The sequence below is a fragment of the uncultured Algibacter sp. genome, from assembly GCF_947487605.1.
Classification (GTDB): Bacteria; Bacteroidota; Bacteroidia; order Flavobacteriales; family Flavobacteriaceae; genus Algibacter_D.
The window spans coordinates 137,130-159,130 of record NZ_CANKXK010000011.1 but is presented as its reverse complement, the minus strand read 5'-3'; the positions used below and the strand labels follow the sequence as shown (position 1 = coordinate 159,130).

Annotated in this window: 17 protein-coding genes; 2 read left to right on the top strand and 15 right to left on the bottom strand. The window is 32.6% G+C overall.

The window, feature by feature from the left end; genetic code table 11:
- Positions 1 to 110: 110 nt before the first annotated feature.
- The 7 genes from Q0739_RS12970 to Q0739_RS12940 form a co-directional block, all read right to left on the bottom strand.
- Positions 111 to 563, bottom strand: coding sequence for a T9SS type A sorting domain-containing protein (locus Q0739_RS12970; protein WP_298239168.1), 453 nt, complete (start codon positions 561 to 563; stop codon positions 111 to 113).
- Positions 563 to 2,854, bottom strand: a complete 2,292-nt coding sequence (locus Q0739_RS12965; RefSeq protein WP_298239167.1) for a tail fiber domain-containing protein — start codon at positions 2,852 to 2,854, stop codon at positions 563 to 565. Before Q0739_RS12965 ends, Q0739_RS12970 begins: the two co-directional genes overlap by 1 nt.
- A gap of 45 nt (positions 2,855 to 2,899) precedes the next feature.
- The gene (locus Q0739_RS12960; RefSeq protein WP_298239166.1) at positions 2,900 to 3,847 is read right to left on the bottom strand and encodes a hypothetical protein; all 948 of its coding nucleotides are present in this window, start codon (positions 3,845 to 3,847) and stop codon (positions 2,900 to 2,902) included.
- Between the two features lie 36 nt (positions 3,848 to 3,883).
- Positions 3,884 to 4,834: a DUF4412 domain-containing protein gene (locus tag Q0739_RS12955; RefSeq protein WP_298239165.1), complete on the bottom strand. Its 951-nt coding sequence runs from the start codon at positions 4,832 to 4,834 to the stop codon at positions 3,884 to 3,886.
- A gap of 5 nt (positions 4,835 to 4,839) precedes the next feature.
- Positions 4,840 to 5,667, bottom strand: a complete 828-nt coding sequence (locus Q0739_RS12950) for a hypothetical protein (protein ID WP_298239164.1) — start codon at positions 5,665 to 5,667, stop codon at positions 4,840 to 4,842.
- 206 nt (positions 5,668 to 5,873) lie between these two features.
- Positions 5,874 to 6,026 carry a hypothetical protein gene (locus Q0739_RS12945; protein WP_298239163.1) on the bottom strand — a complete coding sequence of 51 codons (153 nt, stop codon included), beginning with the start codon at positions 6,024 to 6,026 and terminating at the stop codon, positions 5,874 to 5,876.
- A 102-nt stretch (positions 6,027 to 6,128) separates the two neighbouring features.
- Positions 6,129 to 10,112, bottom strand: coding sequence for a response regulator (locus tag Q0739_RS12940; RefSeq protein WP_298239162.1), 3,984 nt, complete (start codon positions 10,110 to 10,112; stop codon positions 6,129 to 6,131).
- A gap of 135 nt (positions 10,113 to 10,247) precedes the next feature.
- Between Q0739_RS12940 and Q0739_RS12935 the strand changes: the two genes are divergently transcribed.
- Positions 10,248 to 10,748 (top strand): hypothetical protein, encoded by a 501-nt coding sequence (locus Q0739_RS12935; protein WP_298239161.1) that lies wholly within the window; start codon positions 10,248 to 10,250, stop codon positions 10,746 to 10,748.
- Positions 10,749 to 10,750: 2 nt separating this feature from the next.
- Here Q0739_RS12935 and Q0739_RS12930 read toward each other — a convergent pair whose 3' ends face one another.
- The 6 genes from Q0739_RS12930 to rplS all read right to left on the bottom strand — a co-directional run bounded on the left by Q0739_RS12930 (position 10,751) and on the right by rplS (position 18,576).
- Entirely contained in the window at positions 10,751 to 10,996 is a 246-nt protein-coding gene (locus Q0739_RS12930; protein WP_298239160.1) for a DUF6095 family protein, read from the bottom strand.
- Positions 10,977 to 11,801, bottom strand: coding sequence for an N-acetylmuramic acid 6-phosphate etherase (gene murQ / locus Q0739_RS12925; RefSeq protein ID WP_298239159.1), 825 nt, complete (start codon positions 11,799 to 11,801; stop codon positions 10,977 to 10,979). Before murQ ends, Q0739_RS12930 begins: the two co-directional genes overlap by 20 nt.
- A 75-nt stretch (positions 11,802 to 11,876) precedes the next feature.
- The gene (locus tag Q0739_RS12920; RefSeq protein WP_298239158.1) at positions 11,877 to 12,695 is read right to left on the bottom strand and encodes a DUF4249 domain-containing protein; all 819 of its coding nucleotides are present in this window, start codon (positions 12,693 to 12,695) and stop codon (positions 11,877 to 11,879) included.
- Between the two features lie 4 nt (positions 12,696 to 12,699).
- Positions 12,700 to 15,075 carry a TonB-dependent receptor gene (locus tag Q0739_RS12915; RefSeq protein WP_298239157.1) on the bottom strand — a complete coding sequence of 792 codons (2,376 nt, stop codon included), beginning with the start codon at positions 15,073 to 15,075 and terminating at the stop codon, positions 12,700 to 12,702.
- Between the two features lie 83 nt (positions 15,076 to 15,158).
- Positions 15,159 to 17,369 (bottom strand): NADP-dependent isocitrate dehydrogenase, encoded by a 2,211-nt coding sequence (locus tag Q0739_RS12910; RefSeq protein WP_298239156.1) that lies wholly within the window; start codon positions 17,367 to 17,369, stop codon positions 15,159 to 15,161.
- Positions 17,370 to 18,225: 856 nt separating this feature from the next.
- Positions 18,226 to 18,576 carry a 50S ribosomal protein L19 gene (rplS, locus tag Q0739_RS12905; protein WP_298239155.1) on the bottom strand — a complete coding sequence of 117 codons (351 nt, stop codon included), beginning with the start codon at positions 18,574 to 18,576 and terminating at the stop codon, positions 18,226 to 18,228.
- A gap of 159 nt (positions 18,577 to 18,735) precedes the next feature.
- On the opposite strand from rplS, the gene Q0739_RS12900 reads away from it, so the two are divergent.
- Positions 18,736 to 19,113: a VOC family protein gene (locus Q0739_RS12900; protein WP_298239154.1), complete on the top strand. Its 378-nt coding sequence runs from the start codon at positions 18,736 to 18,738 to the stop codon at positions 19,111 to 19,113.
- 172 nt (positions 19,114 to 19,285) lie between these two features.
- Here Q0739_RS12900 and Q0739_RS12895 read toward each other — a convergent pair whose 3' ends face one another.
- Complete coding sequence (locus tag Q0739_RS12895; protein WP_298239153.1) at positions 19,286 to 20,065, bottom strand: carboxypeptidase-like regulatory domain-containing protein; 780 nt, start codon at positions 20,063 to 20,065, stop codon at positions 19,286 to 19,288.
- A 91-nt stretch (positions 20,066 to 20,156) separates the two neighbouring features.
- Positions 20,157 to 21,983 carry a DEAD/DEAH box helicase gene (locus Q0739_RS12890; RefSeq protein ID WP_298239152.1) on the bottom strand — a complete coding sequence of 609 codons (1,827 nt, stop codon included), beginning with the start codon at positions 21,981 to 21,983 and terminating at the stop codon, positions 20,157 to 20,159.
- Between the last annotated feature and the right edge of the window lie 18 nt (positions 21,984 to 22,001).

Sequence of the window (22,001 nt, the reverse complement as noted above, 5' to 3'; positions counted from 1 at the left end):
CCATTCCGAACAGAGAAGTTAAGCCCATTAGCGCCGATGGTACTACATTTGTGGAAGAGTAGGTCGTCGCCTTTTTTGAGAATCCTCAACATTTATTTGTTGAGGATTTTTTATTTTACAATTATTTTTTTTGTTAAAATTTTCTCTTCTGAAAAAGCTTTTATAAGATAAATGCCAGACTGTAATTGACTAAGATCAATTTTATTATACTTATTAGTTAATAGTACTCTTTTGCCTAGCATATTATAAATCTCAACTTTTTTAAGTGCTTTTTGGTATTTAATATTTAAGTGTTTCGAGGCTGGATTTGGATAAATTAAAAAGCTATAGATTTCAGATTCTGTTAATCCCAATGATTCACTAATACTAGGATTAATAAATCCTTCAGAAAGTATAAATGTATTGTCAACCTCGTTAATATTCACTTCACCTATGGTGTAAAGAATACTTAAAACTCCTGAAGAACTAAAGTCACCACCACTATCAATACTAAATTTTTCTATGGATTGCCCAAAAGTGTATGTACAAATACATAATGCCAGACTTATTAATAACGGTTTCATTATTGTGGGGTGTTTAGGGATTCTAACTGGGTAATACGCTTGCTCAAATCTTCAAATTGGTTTATCTGTGCAGATAAATCTTCAATCTTTGTATTTTGGTTCTCAATGATGTCCTGTTGTTGCTGTATGGCTTTTATTATTACAGGAATTAATTCGGTATAACTAACGCTTAGGGTTTTGTCTTTATCTTTGGCTTGATGTACAATTTCATTAATAATAGTTTGTACGTCTTGGGCAATTAGGCCTAAAGATTTTCTCTTTTCTGGATAGCGTTTCCAATTATAAAACACAGGATTCATTTGTAATATTTCATGTAATCCATATGGCATATCTTCAATATTTATTTTTAAACGCTTATCGGAATTTTGTGTTAGTGTACCAGCCAATGTAGCGTTGCCGTTTTTTAGTATGGTAAAAGCGTTTGATCTTATGGAACTTGTGCCATTTCCTATTTCGAATAAAGGATCTGTTTCTATCCAAGAATCAGAATTCCCGCCTCCAATATTTCTATTTCCAAAAGCAATTGATTTATAAGCGTCTGCCATAGTACTATAACCATAAGAAAAAGAAGTATATCCAATTGCTTTACTATCAAAACCACCAACAAAAGAAAATGAATTTGAAGCTGTATTTCTTCTTCCAAGAGCGAATGAAGAACCACCAGTTGCACCATAAACTGAAGATGCGACAAATCCATCGCTCAAATCTATTGCATTTGAACCTATGTTACCATAATTAGCAGGGTCTCTACCAATTAATCTCCATCCAGTACCATTGCCTTCATCAATAGCTTCTATACCTTTAGGTATTGAAATATTAGCTTCCAGATATTCTTTTGTTATTAATGCCTTATTGTCTGTAATTTCTGCGATATCAAAACTTGGCGCTTTTATAGTTCCATTTTTTAATATGGTTAAAGCGTTTGATCTTATGGAACTTGTGCCATTTCCTATCTCGAATAATGGATCTGTTTCTATCCAAGAATCAGAATTCCCGCCTCCAATATTCCTGTTTCCAAAAGCAATTGATTTATAAGCGTCTGCCATAGTACTATAACCATAAGAAAAAGAAGTATATCCAATTGCTCGACTATCAAAACCACCAACAAAAGAAAATAAATTTGAAGCTGTATTTCTTCTTCCAAGAGCGAATGAAGAACCACCAGTTGCACCATAAACAGAAGATGCTACAAATCCATCACTCAAATCTATTGCATTCGAGCCTATGTTTCCATAATTAACTGGGTCTCGTCCAAGCAATCGCCAACCAATACCATTGCCTTCATTAATCGCTTCAAGACCCGTTGATGCTCCAGATCCACCAGAATAATTTGTATCTGCATATTCTTTTGTAATTAGAGCTTTATCATCCGTAATCTCAGAAATATCAAAACTAGGGGCTGTGATTGTTCCATTTCTTAATACTGTTAACGCATTAGTGCGGTTATCATTAGTTCCATCTACATAATTTCCATTTCCAATTTCAAATAAAGGATCTGTTGATGATGCTAACAATGGGTCACCTCCACCAATATTATAAAGACCTATTGCTGTTGAGTTAGGAGCTTCTGCTCTAGTTCCTATTCCCATTGCCGTAGAGGAAACACCTGAAGCTGTGGTAGCTGCTCCAATAGCAGTAGCTTGTGACTGAGATGCTATAGTATTGATTCCTGAAGCAAAAGAACCATAACCAGACGCTGTAGTTTGGTATCCTAAGGCAGTGGAATATCGTCCAGTTGCTCCATGTGTTGTTGATGGAGCAAAATTTATACTTAAATCTACAGCGCTATTGGCAATGGAACCATAAAATTCGGGGTTTCTCCCAATCAATCGCCACCCTATTCCTCCGCCTTCATCAATTTGTTCTAGACCTGTACTTTTAGAGTTTAACGCAAATAATGCGTAAGGTACTGCCTTAAACTCTGTAGTACCCATATTGATTAGTCCTGAACCTGAGTCTATTTGTACCTTTAGAAAATGTGAAAAAAATGGGTGCCCCCAATCGAGATCTTCATAATCATGTTCATCAAAACCGGTAGAAGGAGTTCCTTCACCAATATTAACTATAACAATACCATTGGCATCTGTGATGGCAGCGTGGGTTTCAGTATAAAGAACATCTAAAAAATCTATTTCTGGACCCTCTAATATTGAAAATTCAATTGTGATATTTTGATTAGATAGGACATTATTACTATCATCTTTAATAAGTGCTTTGTAATTTATGCCTTTTTGTCCAAAAGTGATGGTTACTAAAAATGTGGTTAAAAAAAATGTTAAGATTGGTTTCATAGTTAGTTGATTTAATTTATTAAACAAATTGGTTAGATGCTTTTATTATTGAGTAATTGAAAATGTTTTAAACATCCCTTTTTCTTTACTTTTAGGTACTTCGGAAATAAAGGCGTATTTACCAGAGGTTAGTGTCGCTTTAAAATAGCCAGTACTTCCTGCTGGAGATTCGTTTACTCCTCCAAGAAAAGTAACGCCATTTGGAACAGGTGTTTTTAAACCAAAGGGTGTGGACCAGTTCATCCATGCTTCTAGTTTTTCCAAATCGACATCATTTGATAGCTTGACCAGATTTACATCGTGCCCAATGAAATGTTCATGTGGGCTTTGATCTTTAAAATGAACTGAAAAGATATGCTCTCCTTTAGTAAGGTTTCCAGAATATATAATGCCTTCTTCTTTGGAAATAACAATATCTATATCGGCTTTCGGAGGCTTATTGTCACTGTCTTCTTCGGTTACAATTATTGGTTTTGCCATTCCCATTAAAGTGTGAAATTCTCCATTAGGCATTTTTACATAACATTCCATGATATAGTATCCTGGGTCTAATTTAATAGTAGTTATAGAGGTGTTTTTCGGTGCAATTAAACCTGAACCCCCAGAGAATATAACTTCGAAGAACCAAGCAGGTAGTTTATTAAATTCGGCAAAGCCTTCTTCTGATTTTCCTTCATTTATCAATGCCATACCATCTGCGAATGGTGGGCCTACTTCTTTTATAGTATCGTCTATGGTTTTTCCTTCAGGATATTTATCCATTAAAAAGAAATGTGTTTCGTTAGACAGATTGTAATATTTAAAGGTGTTCCAACCAGAAGGAATGGTGTCTGGGCAGATAAATTCCATACTGCGAGTAGTAACTTCTATATAGTCTGGCTCTATTTCTTTGGTAGTTTCATTTTTTGATTGTGAATTGTTGTTTTCTTTTTTGTCTGATTTACAGTTAAATAATAGTACAAGAATTAATAAAGTAAAAATTTTAGACGTCATAATGTGGTTTTTTGGTTGGTTATTAAATGTTCGTTGCTACAGACCCAAACTCATAAAACGATAGTCTTTTTTATGATATTCCATTTTCTTTTCTTCTAAGCTAATAGCTGTCATATACATACTTTGATTTCTTTTTTTATCTTTCATATCCATTTCCATTAATAAGGCTTCTTCCTTAAGAATATCAAACAACTCCGGATCGCTAAAGCCTTTTGGTGCTGCTTCGCTAGAAAATGCAAAAAAGGCACTAAAGTTTACTGGTGCTTCTAAAGTGAACCATAGTTTGACTAAAGAATTTTTGTTTTCAACCTCCATACCAAAACATTCGTAACCTAATATTGTTTTAGTACCAATTTCTTTAAAAGTGTAGTTTCGATCTTTATCCTTGATTTTCTTTTTTGATGGGTTCTTAAGTTTGCTAAGCATTGCCATATTTTGGTCACCATATTTGCTAAACATAACCATAGCTTCAGATTTAAAATCTAAAACCATTGTTACTTTGCCTCCCATTTTTTTAGTTTCTTCATTTTCATATTCAATGGCATAGTAGTCTTTGTTTTTATTGATAAAATAATTCATTTGATACTCACCGTTTTGTGATTTCTTTTTCCCAACCATTTGCAATTTGGTTTTGAATTCCCAAGTAAAAGTATATGTCTCTGGGAGCTTACCTTTACGTCCTTTATTTGAACCCATCATTGGGTTAGCCACTGGACTACCTCCTGAGGAAGATGAAGTAGAAGATGTTTTGTTTATGGTATCGTTAGATGAATTTTGATTTTTTTCAGAATTATCTTTTTTTTCGCCAGACGCAGCATCATCAATTGTTTTTTCGGTTTTTTTGCTAACGATTTCATCAGTTTTTCTTAAAATCGTTCGTTCTGCCGCTTGTTCTGCTTTCTTTTTTAATTTTTTTAAAAATTGTGCTTCTACAGGTGTGCTGAATAAAAAACATAATGCGAGTAATGTGAATAATTTGGTTTTCATAACGTTTAATTTTTTTGTTTGTCTTTTTTATTGTGTTTCCAAGGTTCTAAGCCTTTTTCTAAGGGAATGAGTTTTCCTAATGGTCCGGGAACTAAAGATTGTTCTACGGCATCTGGTAATTCTACTGTACAGTCCTTATAATAGAATACAAACTTTCCTTTTGGCTCATCTTTAAATGAACCACTAGTAGAATTTATATACAGTTCATTTAATCTATCTTGGTCATCAAACTGTATATAACTTCCTGGGTAATCTGGAAAATTGTAGTTAAAGCGAATACAATTGTTTGAACCATTGCATGTCACATTTTCTGGGATGTAAGATTCATTATTTTGAAAATGACTTGTATTATAAATAAATGCCATCTCCAGAATTAAAAAGTTGAGTCCGGAATTCACACCTTCCAGGGCTTTGAGTGCATTAAAATAAGGTCCCTGCGGTAGTTTGTAAACCTGAGTCGTTAGACCTGCAGTCATAAATCCCATTGAGGCAGATGGAAGCATTTTCATTGAGATATAATGGCCTTCCTTATCATCGTAACCGTAGATTTTACCTTTATCGTCATGATAGACGGGTCTAGGATTAACTTTCGAATCTGTACGCATGGCAATTACATTTGAATCAAAATATGCTGTTTGGACTAGTAAACCATCATTATATAGCTCCATAACCACATCTTTGTTATAGAAATCACTGGCAGAACTTAGTTCTAGTTCCATTAATCCTTCATCTTCATCCATTTCCATATATGGATCGTAAGCTGATTGATCGTACTGAACATTTTCACTGGTTTTAATACCTTTTTCTTTGGCACGTTGTTTTAGTTTGTCCATAAGTTGCGCGTGGGAGAATTGGAAATTGAAGAGCAAGAGACATATTAGTAGAAGCTTTAAATGCATACTTTATGATTTAAATTAAACGTATTACGTTAAGCTACTATTAATGGATTTAGAGAAGGATGCTATGTTTAGATAAAAAAGGGAATAACTACTTTAGTTAAATTTCATTACCCCCATTTTTCTCCCGATTAATAGCATCTTTATAGTTTTTCTTTATTAAAAAAGATAGACTTTACAATTTTGTTCTTTTGGGTTATTCTAAGATTATAGGTGCCTTTTTTAAGGTGGTCTATGCTTAGATAAATTATATTCTTTTTACCATTTTCTTTTTCTAAAACATCTTCATGTATCATTTGAAATGGAATTAAGAATTGTTTGTGATGTAAAAGTATGAGTAGAATACCTAAACGGATATCAGATATGTAACAAATGATAGAAGATATGTAACAAAACGGTTAATCCTTGGATATATAGGCGTTAGGCGTGTTGTTGTAAGCCTCTTTAAAACACTTAATAAAGTAGGAAACTGTGTTAAATCCAACTTGGTAAGCAACTTCTGAAACGGTTAAATCGGATTCCTGAAGTAAGTTTATCGACATTTTTAAGCGCTGCGATCGTATAAATTGTGATGTAGACAGACCTGTTAATGCCATTAGTTTTCTATGCAATTGCATTCTACTCATTCCTATTAATTCACTAAAAGATTGAGCATTAAAATTGGGTTCAGATAAATGTTTATTAAATATAGTTTCAACTTCTGCGAGAAAAGCTTCGTCTAGATTAGTAACAGCAATGTCTTTTGGTTTCAAACTACTATATTGTGTATAGCGCTTTTGAAGAGACTTACTAAAGTTGATTAAATTTTCAACGCGTTTCACCAGAATTTTAGAGTTGAAGGGTTTAGATATAAAGTCGTCTGCACCTACTTCTAATCCCTTTAATTCGTTGCTTTCTCCTGTTTTTGCAGTTAGTAAAATTACAGGTACGTGACTGGTAAGCGTATCATTTTTAAGTGTGTTGCACAACTCTATACCATCCATTTCGGGCATCATAATATCACTAATAATGAGGTCTGGAATTTTATTTAAAGCTTTTTTCAGACCTTTTTTGCCATTTATAGCTAACAGTACTTTGTATTTATCTTTTAGAATAGATTTAATATATTGACGCAATTGTAGGTTATCTTCTACTACAAGCACAATAGGTTTATCTGAATTTAAATTTATGTCTTCCTCTTCTTCTATATGCGATGTGTTGGTGGTGTAAGTTTCTGTAGTAGCTATTTGTGGTTGCTCAATTATTTCTTGTTCTTTAAAAGCTTTTTTAGAAATTGGAAGGGTAACAGTAAATTGAAGTTCATCGTCGTTAATGGTATTTGCAATCAAGCTTCCGTTGGTTAAAGTAACCAGCTCTTTTACCAAAGCCAAACCAATGCCTACACCATCTGCATTGGAGTTTACTTGGTAAAATCGGGTAAATAGATTATTAATTTCTTCTGATTTAACCGTGTTTCCATCATTAACTATAGTTATAACGACATGGTCATCTTGCAACATCGCATTAAAATTTATAAACCCCTTTTTAGGTGTGTATTTTACAGCATTGGCTAGAAGGTTGACTACTATTTTTTCAACAATATCTCTATCGAACCATGCATTATCAATGTCGTTTACTTTAACCTTTAATTTTAATTCTTTTTCCTTGATTTGATATTTGAAAGCACTAATTAATTGGTGTATTAAATTGGATAAATTCCCTTTTTCTACTTGTAATTTTAAATGACCAGTTTCTAATTTACTTAGATCGATTAATTGATCGACTAAATTGAGAAGCCGTTTCGCGTTCTGACTTATTAAAGCTAAATCCTCCTTATTTTCATTCGATAGATTTTCTTCTGATAGCTGTCGCTCTGCAGGTCCTAAAATTAGAGTAAGAGGTGTTCTAAACTCATGAGAAATATTTGTGAATAACTTCGATTTGAATTCGTCTAAATTTTTTAGTCGTTCTGTCTCGGCATGTTCGAGTCTTAATTTTGTATTAATGTACCATCGCCATTTAAAGTATCTGTAAATTATAATTATAGTAAGTATTCCTAAAGCCACGTATATTATTCTGGCTATTGCAGTATTGTACCATGCCTTTTTTATGCTAAACGAAAATTTTGCAGGAGACTCATTCCAAACATCATCATAATTACTAGACATAACTTTAAAAGTGTAATTGCCAGGACTTAAATTGCTGTAATAAGCAGTGTTGTTATTACCAGATTCTATCCAATTATTATCATGATTTTCTAATTGATATTTATAATTATTTAGGTCAGGTTGAGAAAAATGTAGCCCAGAAAAACTAATACTTATGGTGTTTTCATCATGATTAAAAACCTTTTTTGCTTCTAGCGGAATTGAACTATTGAATAATTGCAGTTCATTAATAACGGTACGTGGTTTTTCCTGATTTAAGGTTAACTGCTCTGGTTTGAACCAATTAATGCCATCAAGTCCACCAAAATAAATTATGTTGTTATGATCCTTAAAATAGGCTCCAGTGTTAAACTCGAATGCTTGTAATCCATCATATTGATCGTAGTTAACCAAATTAAGACTAGAATTTGTTTCCTGAAACATGGTTATACCCCTATTAGAACTTAACCATAAATTATCATTTCTATCTGGTATTATGCCATAGATAACATTATTTGGTAGACCATCTTCGGTTGAATAGACTTTAATTTCAAGGGTTTTAGTATTAAACTTTTTTAGACCATTGCCATTAGTACCAAGCCAAAGAATATCTGTTTCTTCATTATAATAAAGTGATTTGATTTTGTCAGGTATGTCAATAATTCTGTTGACTTTTTCTGTTTGAGTATTAAGAACACATAATCCTTTATCTTCAGTGCCTATCCAGATAATTCCATTTTCACCTTCAGTAATAGCTCTTATATTGTTACTGGCAATTGTTGAATTGTCATAAGTATCATGAAGGAATCGTTGAGTTATCCCTTCTGTTTTACTAAACCTTAAAAGGCCCTTTCCTCCAGTTCCCAGCCAAATATTGCTATTGGAATCTTCGCAAATACTCCATACAGGTGTCGATATTAATTCTTCTTCTGCCTTTGTATTAAAAGGAATGCACTTTTCATTTTTATTTAAAATATCCAAACCTTTATCTTGATAGCCAATCCAAAGTTCATTGTTAATGTGTTTTAGACTCATTATTCTATTCGACTTTAAATTGGAATTTTTTGTATTTAGAGTATTAAAGATTCTATTTGGGTAGTCAATTCTAGTAAGGCCCTTTCCCGAGGTTCCCACCCATATAGTATTATCTATAGGATTGACACTTATAGCTCTGGCAACATCTACATAAGTATTTCGAGGTAATTGTTCGTTGGTAAGGACATTAAATTTTAAAAGATGTTCGTCGTAATAACTTAATCCACCACCATCAGATCCCACCCAGATATTTCCAGTAAAATCTTCAAAAAGTGATAAATTGTCATTGTAATGAAGCGCATAAGGGTTAGAACCTTGCACCATAAAATTTTCAATTATTTTATCTTTAAAATTAACCACATAGACGCCTCTGCCATAGGTTGCTATCCATAGGCGATTATATTTATCAAGAAGTGTTGCTTCAATATTTAAATCATTAGGAAGGGGGGTGTCTTTGAAGCCCGAAAATTTTAAAAAAGTATTATCTTTTTCATTCATCAAAAAGAGCCCATGACTGTATGTGCCTACAGCAAAAGTACTGTCTGATAACTTTGTGAGCGTACTATAGTTTATATTATTTCCTCTATCTGAAACGATTTTTTTATAGCTAAAATCTTCTTTAGAAACCTTTAAAATCATATTGGATCCAGATACCATTATTTCATCCTCAAGTTCTAGAAAAGCATATATAGTTTGAGTTCGGTCTTCTTTGTTTAGTATTTGAGTGGTGTCCTTTGTTTTAGAATTGATTAAAAATAACCCATGATTATAGGTGCCAACATAATAATTAAAATTATGTTCTTGATATAATGTGCTTACATTAGGGATGTTTTTTATGGGAGAAAAATTATCGGTTATAGGATTGTATTTTTCTAGTTTTCCTGAATTTGCAACTATCCACATTGTATTTGTTTTGTCAATATAAATCTTACCCAATTTGCTGTAGGTAAGTTTCGTGACATCTTCAAATTGTTTGTTGTAATATTTAAAAGATTTTCCGTCGTACTTATTTAGTCCATCCTGAGTGGCAAACCATAGATAGCCAATACTATCTTGAGCCATACTTACAACACTATTTTGAGATAAACCTTGATCTACGCTAAGATTATGAAAAGATATTTGCTTTTCAGGAGGTGTCAATCGAGATACGCCATCCTGATTTTTTTGTGCAGAAAGCGTAATCGTCATTAAGACAAAAACTAAGAAGTGAATAGTTTTCAAATTAATATAAATGGTTAATAGCTATTTGTAAAGTTAATAAACTTAAAATAAGATTGAAATTTAAAATGATGTAAGGGTTAATAAGATTTAAGACTAAAGTATGATTGATTTAAATAATTTATTATATTTAATTCCATGAATGTTATTATCCAATCTACCCTTAAAACGCTTCAAAAAGCTAGAAATTTATTAAATAACTTAACAGATGAGCAGTTATGCAATGCATCGGTGCCTCCTTATCATTCGAGTATAGGGAGCCATATTAGACATATTTTAGATTTTTATGATTGTATTCTTAATGTTACAGCAGAAAATAAAATCGATTTAACTGCAAGAAGTAGAAATATAGATGTTGAATCTAGATGTAATTGTGCTAACAATTATTTAGAGGAAATTATCTTCAAACTAAATACTAAAAGTATTAATATTAATCAGGAGCTTTCGGTATCTGATGATTTAGGCTTAGGTAAAATTGAAATCCCCTATACTTATGGGGCTTTATTAGCACAAGCTAATAGCCATACCATTCACCATTACGCGATAATTAATTATATTTTTGATCGATTGGGAATTATTTTAAATGATTCTGATTTTGGCTATAATCCAACAACACCTAAGAAGGTTGTAAGCAACTAAATTTAAGCTTTTTTCTTTTTAAACATGCTATCCATAATGGTTTTAATACCTTTAAACATCATAATTACAGCCATTGCAGAAATAGCGCAACCGATAACCAAAAGCGGTATATATAGTTTGTTATCTGGTTGACTGAACGCGAAACTAAGCAGTATTGGTCCCATAAATAAACTTAACAATGCGAATAACATGGTTTTTATACCTTTAAATAACTTTTTTTTATCCGTTCTATTTTCTTCTTTCATCATTGTGATTTTTAATTGCGTTTCTCACGCTTTTGTATTGGTTTAATAGTTTTAAGGCTTCAGTTTCTGAAACATTTATTTCTTTCATTATCATTTTGGTTCCTCTATCTACCAGTTTGTTATTACTTAATTGCATGTCTACCATTTTATTCCCCTTTACATGGCCAAGTTGAATCATGCTTGAGGTGGTTATCATATTAAGTACTAATTTTTGTGCTGTACCTGCTTTCATTCGAGAGCTTCCCGTTACAAATTCAGGTCCTACAATAACTTCAATGGGAAATTTTGCTGTTAATGAGAGCGGACTGTTATGATTACACGTTATACATCCTGTTGTAATGTTATTTTGATTGCATGCTTTTAATGCAGATACGACATAAGGTGTCGTACCAGAAGCTGCTATGCCAACAACTACATCGTTGTTCGAAATGTTATATGCATTAAGGTCTTTCCAACCTTGGGTTTCAGAATCTTCGGCAAATTCTACTGCTTTTCTAATGGCTGAGTCTCCACCAGCAATTAATCCAATAACCAATTCATGTGGAACACCAAAAGTAGGAGGACACTCTGAAGCATCTAATATCCCTAATCTGCCACTAGTTCCAGCACCAATATAAAAAAGTCTTCCTCCTTGTTTTAGTTTAATTACAATTTTATTAACAAGAATTTCTATTTGTGGTAATGCGTTTTCAACAGCTAGAGGAACAGTTTTATCTTCATTATTAATGCTTGTTAGCAATGCCGAGACAGACATCTTTTCTAGATGATTGTAGTTGGAATCTTGTTCGGTAGTTTTAATAAAACTCATGCTTCAAAAGTAAGTAATTTTTTTAGTTGACTTAATAATTAGTTGAAATTAGATTAAACGATACAAGGATTTTACCTATTCAATTATATAGGTAAAAACATCTGTTTCTGAAACTCTAAAATAGCCTAACGGAAAATTACTTGGATTTGTTTGATTGATACAATTGCCTCTTACTGTAGCGGGTTGCGTTTCGAAAGGGTCGCCAGATTCATCATCTGTTTGTTGTAATAAAATATTTAAAAACTCGTAATTACGTTCAGAGATACTAGAACTTCTAATGACTAATTCATCGCCTTTCACTAAGTTTTCATCAGAATGAAAAGCAAAAATCTGATTTCCATCTGTGAATTCATCATCATAAATTTCAATACTTAGCTCATCACTAGTAAAAACAATAAATTCAAATAAGTAAAAATTTTCAATATTTTGGGGGTCTGTGTAAAAAGCTTTTATTTCAGTTTCATCACCTGAAAAACCACCATTATTCTTTTGCTCAACAAACTCAATAGGTGCTATTGGTAATAATGTTTCTGTACCTGTGTATACTTCGTTGTTATAACTAATGCTAAGGTTATAAGTAGTGCCTATTTCTGGGCTAAATACCTCATTTATATAAATACCAGTATTTGGTTCTTCAATAAAATTAAAGGTGTTGTTATTAGAATCTGTTACAATTACAGTTGCTCCTGTAGCAGGCGGAATAGTATTGTTAAAATAGGGTGCAGTTAGACTTAGTTTAATTAATTGCATATTGCTTGCAGTTCCTTTTATCCAATTTAAAGAGGCATCAATAACTAACCTTGGTTCTGCAGAATTTACATCTACATCTATAACATCCTCGCAGGATACAATGGTAAAAAAGCTAAGAAGTATTAAATATGTTAGTTTTTTCATAATCTTAAAGTTTAAAATTATAAGAAATTGATGGCACAATGCCAAAAATGGCTAATCTAGTAGCTTCATTTAATCCAGTAGTTATGTTTTGACCAAACGATATAGAAGCGGCATTTCGTCGATTATAGATGTTGTAAATGCCAAATACCCAATAACTTTGCCAACCCCTTTTTTTGTCTGGTTTCGGTGTGTAATTTAACGATACATCTAACCTGTTATAGGATGGTAGTCTGTTTGAATTTCTAACACTAAAATTTGGAATGTTTAAGCCATTATATTCATATTGACTGTTTGGAAATGTCGCAGGTTGCCCTGTTTGGAATAAGAAATTGCTATTTATTTTCCATTTTTTGTTTAATTGATAGCTTCCTGTAATAGAAATATCGTGGGTTTTGTCGAAAGGTGTTCTATACCATTCACCATTGTTAATTCCTAATTCGTTAACTGTTCTGCCTCGTGTTTGCTGTTCAGATTTGGATAGCGTATAAGCAAACCACCCTTTAAATCTACCTTCGTTTTTACGAAGTAAAACCTCTAATCCGTATGATCTAGATTTGCCATTTAGTATAACTTGCTCAATGGCATTATTGGCTATTAAATCGGCTCCGTCAATATAATCGATTCTGTTTTTTACTATTTTATAAAAGCTTTCAAGTTCTATTGAGTAGTCACTATTATTAAAATTTCTGAAATAACCAATAGCAAATTGGTCGAGTAATTGTGGCTTAATAAATTTTCCGCTTGGTGTCCATATATCTAACGGTGTAGGAGAGTTGGTGTTTGAAAGGAGATGTAAATACTGACTCATACGATTATAACTCAGTTTTATCGAACTTCTTGAGTTTAATTGATAAGCTAAAGATGCTCGTGGTTCTAAATTGAAGAATTTTGCGATAACATCACTTCGGTTAAATGATTCCGTGTCTACTGGGGCTGCTTTTTCATAAATTTGAAAATCTTCATTAAAAATAACTGCTAGATTATTTTCGTATATATTAAGCTCATCTTGTCCCAAGCGATGGAAAGAACTTATACGTAAGCCATAGGATAAAGCTAATTTATTGGAAACTTTATGTTCGACGTCTAAATAAATAGCATTTTCAAATGCATATTTATCAATTAACTTAAAAGGATTAATACCCGAAGAAGGAACTGTAGGTTTTATGTCTCCTGGATTGAATTTGTAATAGATGCTATTTAAACCATATTGCAATTTTATTTTATCGTTTAGATAGTGTTTAAAATCGTATTTTAAATTGAAATTTTGAATTCCTGAAACCCAGTCAAATTCAACAAAATTTAGTTTTAAATCGTAGTAATAGTCTGAGTAGATTAATGATAAATTTGAGAATAATTTATCTGAAAATAAATGGTTCCATCTAAAGTTTAAAACAGAATTGCCATAAATATTTTCAAAAGTATCTTCAATTCTAAACACGTCACGCCCAAAATAACCTGACAAATAAATATTGTTTCTATCGTTTATTTTATAGCTTAATTTTGTGTTTAAATCGTAAAAATATGCGATGTTATCAATATCGAAAAGCGGTAAAAATAGGTGTGCATAACTAGAGCGTCCTCCAAATAAGAAAGATCCTTTCTCTTTTTTTATTGGACCTTCGGCAAGCAACCTACTTGAAACAATACCAATACCACCATTTATATGGAATTCTTTGCTATTTCCTTCTTTTTGGTATATGTCTAAAACGGAAGAAACTCTACCACCATATCGTGCAGGAATGCCTCCTTTGTATAAGCGTAGGTCTTTGATAGCATCTGGATTAAATACAGAGAAGAAACCAAATAGATGTGATGAATTGTAAATGGTTGCTTCATCTAAAAGTATTAAATTTTGATCGGCTGCGCCACCACGCACATTAAATCCAGATCCGCCTTCGCCTGCACTAGTTACTCCTGGTAGTAAGGTGATGGCTTTAATAATGTCAGATTCTCCAAGAACTACTGGAATATCTTTTATACTCCCAGAGGTTAATTTATTTACACTCATTTGAGGTGTCTTAATATTGAGTTTTTCAATATTTTCTGTAATAACTATTTCATCGAGGTTTTCTAAATTGTCTATTAGACTAAAATTCCTGCTAATATCTTGGGTTAGGGCAATAGTTTCATTTATGGTATTAAAACCTAAATAACTTATGGAAATATTGTAGGTTCCTTTTGGAAGTGTGATAGAAAAAAAACCATACTCGTTGGTGGTAGTTCCAGCCTGAATTTCTGGAAAAAGAATATTTACTCCAATAAGAGTCTCGTTACTTTTTTCTTCTGAAATTGTGCCACTCAAGGTGAATTTTTCTTGAGCTTTTAGTGAATTAATATTAATACATAGCCCAAAAAGAAACCATAAAATAAGGTTTTTCATCCGATAGCAATTTTTCTTTTTTTATAAAAATATAAAAAAAGCCCCTAATAAAGGAGCTTTTAAAATATAGTTTATATTAATCTTTAGTTTAGAATAGAATTAAATGTTTTACTTGAGCGCATTACTTCATTTAGAAGAGATTCTTTTGGCTTATAATAACCGCCAATACTTACTTCTTTTCCTTGTATATCATTTAACTCTTTAACTATTATTTTTTCATTCTTTGTTAGTTGCTCTGCAATTGGGGTGAATTCTTCTTTTAAGCTATTATCTTTAGTTTGATTAGCTAATTCTTGTGCCCAATACATGGCTAAATAAAAATGACTTCCTCTGTTATCTAATTCTCCTACTTTTCTCGAAGGGCCTTTTTTGTTTTCCAATAACTTATCTGTGGCATCGTCAAGAGCTTCACCTAAAACTTTAGCTTTTGGATTGTTATTTACATCACTAAAGTGTTCTAAAGAAACCGCTAGTGCTAAAAATTCACCTAAAGAATCCCAACGTAAATGATTTTCTTCAAGTAGTTGTTGTACGTGTTTTGGTGCCGACCCTCCAGCTCCAGTTTCAAATAGACCACCACCATTCATTAATGGTACAATTGATAACATTTTGGCACTAGTACCTACTTCGAGAATAGGAAATAAGTCTGTTAAATAATCGCGTAACACATTACCAGAAACCGAGATGGTATCTTTTCCTTTTATGAGTCTTTCGCAAGTGAAAATGGTAGCTTCAATAGGAGATAAGATTCTTAAATCTAATCCAGAAGTATCGTGGTCTTTTAAATAGGTGTTTACTTTTTTAATTATTTGTTCATCATGAGCTCTATTTTTATCTAACCAAAATACAGCAGGAGTTTGTGATGCTCTCGCTCTAGTAACTGCTAATTTTACCCAGTCTTGAATAGGGGCGTCTTTTGTTTGACACATCCTCCAGATATCACCAGTTTCAACTGTGTGTTCCAATAAAACATTTCCAGAAGCATCAATTACTTTTACAATACCGTTTGAAGGGATTTCAAATGTTTTATCATGAGAACCATATTCTTCAGCTTTTTGAGCCATAAGTCCAACATTAGGTACTGTACCCATAGTTGTAGGGTCGAATGCTCCGTTTTTCTTGCAGAATTCTATGGTTGCTGAGTAAATTCCAGCATAACTACTATCTGGAATAACAGCTTTAGTATCTTGAAGTTTACCTTCTGCATTCCACATTTGTCCAGATGTACGAATCATTGCAGGCATTGAGGCATCAATAATTACATCACTTGGTACATGTAAATTCGTAATTCCTTTATCGGAATTTACCATAGCAACTGAAGATCCATTTTTATAAGTCGCCTCTATGTCGGCCTCAATCTCTTTACGTTTATCTTCTGGTAACTCTTGAATGCGCTCTAAAAGATTACCCAAACCAGAATTTACATTTACTCCAATTTCATCAATCACTTGTCCGTGCTTTTCAAACACGTCTTTAAAAAAGGCTTTTACTGCATGCCCAAATATAATAGGATCACTCACTTTCATCATAGTGCCTTTCATGTGTAATGAGAATAATACACCTTTTTTTCTAGCATCGGCAACCTGTTCATCTAAAAAACTTACTAACGCTTTTTTACTCATTACGGTAGCATCAATTATTTCGCCTTTTAACAAGGAGAAACTATCTTTTAAAGTTGTAGATACACCATTATTATCTGTATGCTCAATTGTAATATTAGTTGCTTCAGATAAAGTAACAGATTTTTCGTTGTGAGCAAAATCTCCATTAGACATCGTTGCTACATGAGTTTTAGAATCGCTTGACCAAGCACCCATAGAATGTGGATTTTTCTTAGCGTAATTCTTTACGGCTTTTGGCGCACGCCTATCACTATTACCCTCACGAAGAACGGGATTTACAGCGCTACCTTTAATTTTATCGTATCGAGATTTTATGTCTTTTTCTGAATCGTTTTCTGGATTGTTAGTGTAATCAGGGATATTAAATCCTTTTGATTGTAATTCCTTTATTGCATCTTTTAATTGCGGAATAGAAGCACTAATGTTTGGTAATTTTACAATATTAGCTTCTGGTTTCTTTGCTAGCTCACCTAATAATGCTAAATCATCAGAAACTTGTTGGTCTTCATTTAAAAAATCTGGAAAAACAGCTAAAATACGTGCGGCTAAGGAAATATCTTTAGTTTCAATATTAATACCTGAAGATTTTACAAAAGCTTTTACAATAGGTAAGAACGATCTAGTTGCTAACGCTGGTGCCTCGTCTGTTTTCGTGTAAATAATTTTAGACATTAGTGTCAATTTTTTTTGAATTATTAAAACGCTAGAAACTGTAGTAAAATATTAGTTCCATTTTTAGCGTTGCGAATATACAAAAATAGACTTTTATAATTGTGCTAAAGACTAATGAAAATGCTTTAGTAGAACTGATTTGGCATAATGCCAAAAAACGATAATACTAATAGGAATTATTTAAAAGATATTTTAAAAAGCTTATAAAATAACAAAAGCCATATCACTGTAGAATTTAATCTGCGTTGACATGGCTTTTTTTGAAATAACTTCCCGTGATCTATTTAGTATTGCTACTAAATTTGGTTTAAATTTTCATCAAACCTTTTCAATTCAAGTTTGGTCATTTCAAAGAAGTACTTTTATGTAATTTTCAATATGTATTGACCTATTACTAAAATACTCCTGTTAATTGTTTTTCTTGATACTTATCACCATACATTCATTTTCATGTCTGTTTGGTTTTAAGCATTGCTCTTATTTATAGCATTCACTTTCGATCTCTGCTACTTTTTTGAACTTTCATCTGCACTAGCTGCCAACTACTTGCGCATTTGGGGCTTTTTACAGAATCTTGATCTCTTGCTCACGCATGCATACACATGGCACAACGAAACCTCAAAAAACAATTTATATAAAGAACGTTACTTTAATAAGAATTAAATGTTTCGCTTTTTCAAATGAAACCAACCGAAGTTGTTATTAATTCTTCTGCTAATATAAATCAAGAATCGAGAATTACAAATTTTTTAAATGATTAGATATTAACTATTTATAAACCATACTTATTAACTTTTGTTAATAAAAAAAGCCTTTGATGTTAATCAAAGGCTTCCTTATGTAGTTATTAAAACTCTTAGCGTCTGCGTTCTGTAATTCTAGCTTTCTTACCAGTAAGTCCTCTAAAATAGTAGATTCTTGCTCTACGAACTTTACCACGCTTATTAACTTCAATTTTTTGTAATGCAGGTAAATTAATTGGAAAAATACGCTCTACACCAATTGATCCTGACATTTTTCTAATTGTAAATGTTTCAGAAGATCCAGATCCTCTTCTTTGGATTACGGTACCTCTAAAAAACTGAGTACGTGTTTTACTTCCTTCCTTAATTTCGTAATAAACTGTAATTGTATCACCAGCTCCAAACTCTGGTAAGTCTTTTCTTGTTACAAATTCGTCTTGAACAAATTTTACTAAAGATTCCATATCTTTAAATTTAATAATAGTTGATTCGAAACAACATTCACGATTCTCGCCAGAGGTTAACCCGAAATTGGGTGCAAAAATAGTTATAAATTAATAATCTACAATAATTTATTTATCTTTTTTATGTACTTTGTTATATCAATTGTAATCTTATAAAATATGAATCATAATATGGTGGGCTGGTTTGAAATTCCTGTAACCAATATGGATCGAGCTAAGGCTTTTTATGATGAGGTGTTTAGCATTAATGTTTCTGTTCAAGATTTTGGAGGTACTTTAATGGCTTGGTTTCCTTTTGCTGAAGGAAGTCCGGGAGCTTCTGGGTCATTAATTTTAAACAAAGCTTATGTTCCCAGTGAAAGTAAAGGCGTGTTAGTCTATTTTTCATCTGAAAATGTGGATACTGAGATCAACAGAGTGGAAAGTAATGGTGGTAAAATTATACAAGCAAAGACACAAATTTCACCAGATATTGGTTATATGGCTATTTTTATTGATAGTGAGGGTAACCGCATTGCCTTACATTCAAGAGCTTAAAAAAAGTTGGGTTATAAGTAATTTATATTGTTAGTTTGAGCGCAGTCGAAAACCTTTAGATGTTAATTTTTAAAACATTTTGGCTTTAGTTTATCCTGAACTAAGACTAAATGAAAAGGATCAATGTGATAAATTATTTCAGAATTGATTTTTTGATTACTTATGTAGATTACTACAAACGTTTACTTCGACCTCTGCTTAGTAGTTTGTATTCTTCATAACACTCGCTAATAGCATCAAGTATCTGTAAGTCGTTGGCTGTTTGAATGAATCCTTTGGAATAGTTACACTGACTTACAATTTCATCTAAATCTACACGATCTACCTGTAGTAAAACGGTAAGCATTTCTCTGTCAAAGCGTGATGCCAATAAATTTCTTATTTCATCATCTTGTTTCATCTTTTTTAACTTCCGTAATTCGTTTGGCTTTTTGCCAAACATGCGATACAAGAAATCTGCTGGGTTAAATATGGAACCAATAACTTTGGTTAGTCCTGATTTTTTACCTGCTTCATAACCCGTACTTGGAAGTCCTGAAATGCTATAACGATAATTATCGTTAATAATAGGGACTTGTTTTATATCGACTTCCAAATAACCTGTAAGTTTTAATTGATTTACAACAACCTCTTCAAGAGCAAGTGCTAACTCGGTTAATTCTATGGTTGCATTTCCAAATTTTAACCAATCGTTTGTTACACGAACTTTAATAGATTTAAAACCTAGATAAGAAAAGTGAAGCGTATCATTTGCTTTTGCTTGAATTTCAAATTCACCTTTGATATTAGTAGTTGTCCCAATAACTTGGTTAAGATTAACAATGTTAACACTTTCTAATGGTGTCTCATCTGCAGAATTTATAACAATAGCAGAAACCTTATCATTATTTTGAGCAAAGCAAAATGATGAAGCTACTAGTGTTAAAATAAAAATAAGCAGGTGTTTTTTCATGCAATCAATTTCAAGGCTAAAGTAATAAACAAAATGTCAATTCTTTGTTGTATGTTTTATTTTGACTTAAAATTAACAAAAAAAAGTATAATTAGCGTCTAGAACGTCTTGGTCTAGAAATGCCTGAACCACCAGAATCTGAACGTCTTGGTTTAGAAGCACTATCACTTCGTCTTCTTTCACTTCTATTTCCAGAACCTTCTTTTCTATCGTCACGTCTTCTACCACCACGTCTATCATCTCTTCTTCCGCCATCGCGTCTTCCGCCACCTTTTCTATCGCGTCTTCCTCCGCCACCACGATTTTCAGAAACTTCAACATTTACAAAGCGACCTTCGTGTTTAAAGTCGGTAAAATGTGCTAATACTTTCTCTTTTAATTCATTTTCAGTATTAAAAAACGAAAAACTATCTTTAGTTTCTACTTTAAAAACATCATCTCTACCAAGGTTTAATTGTTCTTTTAAGAAATCTTTTAATTTCATCCAATCAAAACCATCTTTACCACCTACATTAATGAAGTAACGCGTAGAATCATTTTTACCACCAAAATTTCTACCACTTTCACGTCCGCCTTCTCTGTCTCTTGAGCTTTCTGAAACATTCAAGTTTTTAGATTTTTGATAGTAGTTATAAAAACGTGTAAATTCAACAGAGAAGAATTTTTTAATCAATTCATCTTTGTCTGTATCAGCAAACAATTCATTTATACTAGTTAAATGTTTATCAATTTCGTGATTAATCTCGGTGTTATGAATTTTGTTAGCAAGTGACATTAATTGTACTTCGCAAATATCTGCTCCATCAGGAATTTCCTTTTTCTCGAATTGCTTTTTAATAATGCGTTCGATACTTTTTATTTTGCGCACTTCGCTTTTGGAAACAATCACCATTGAAATTCCTGTTTTACCTGCACGCCCAGTTCTACCAGAGCGGTGCGTATAAGTTTCGGGTTCGTCTGGTAATTGGTAGTTTATAACGTGTGTTATATCATCTACATCAATGCCACGCGCAGCAACATCAGTAGCTACAAGTGTTTGTATTTGTTTGTTTCTAAACGATTTCATAACCAAATCTCGTTGGTTCTGACTTAAATCTCCGTGTAAAGCACCAGCGCTATAACCATCTTCAATTAATTGTTCCGCTACTTTTTGTGTATCACGTTTTGTTCTACAAAATACAACTGAGAAAATATCTGGATTAGCATCCGATAATCTTTTTAAGGCTTGATAACGGTCTCTTGCATTTACTAAATAATACTCGTGGGATACTTGATTTGTACTTTCATTTTTATTTCCAACAGTTATTTCCTGCGGATCTTTCATGAATTTTTTAGCAATAGTAGCTACCTCACGAGGCATTGTTGCAGAAAACAACCAGGTATTTTTGTCTTCTGGCGTATGAGAAAGAATATCGGTTATATCTTCTTTAAAGCCCATATTTAGCATTTCATCGGCCTCATCTAAAACCGAATATTGGATTTTAGATATATCAACCAAACGGCGGCTAATCATATCCTTCATACGTCCAGGAGTCGCTACAATAATTTGTGCGCCACGTTTCACTTCGCGTGCTTGGTCTGTAATACTAGATCCGCCATAAATAGCAACAACGTTTAATCCTTTACAGTACTTACCGTATTGTTTCATTTCGTTGGTAATTTGCAAACAAAGCTCACGCGTAGGCGATAAAATTAAACCTTGAGTGGTTCTACTGTTTATATCTATTTTTTCTAACATTGGGAAACCAAAAGCAGCTGTTTTACCAGTGCCTGTTTGGGCCAGTGCTACTAAATCGGTTTCCGATTCTAATAAAATTGGAATTGCTTTTTCTTGTACTTCACTTGGTTTTGTAAAACCTAAATCTGTAATTGCTTGTAATAGGTCGTCATTAAGACCTAAATCTTGGAATGTGCTCATTTTAATTAATGTATGCGA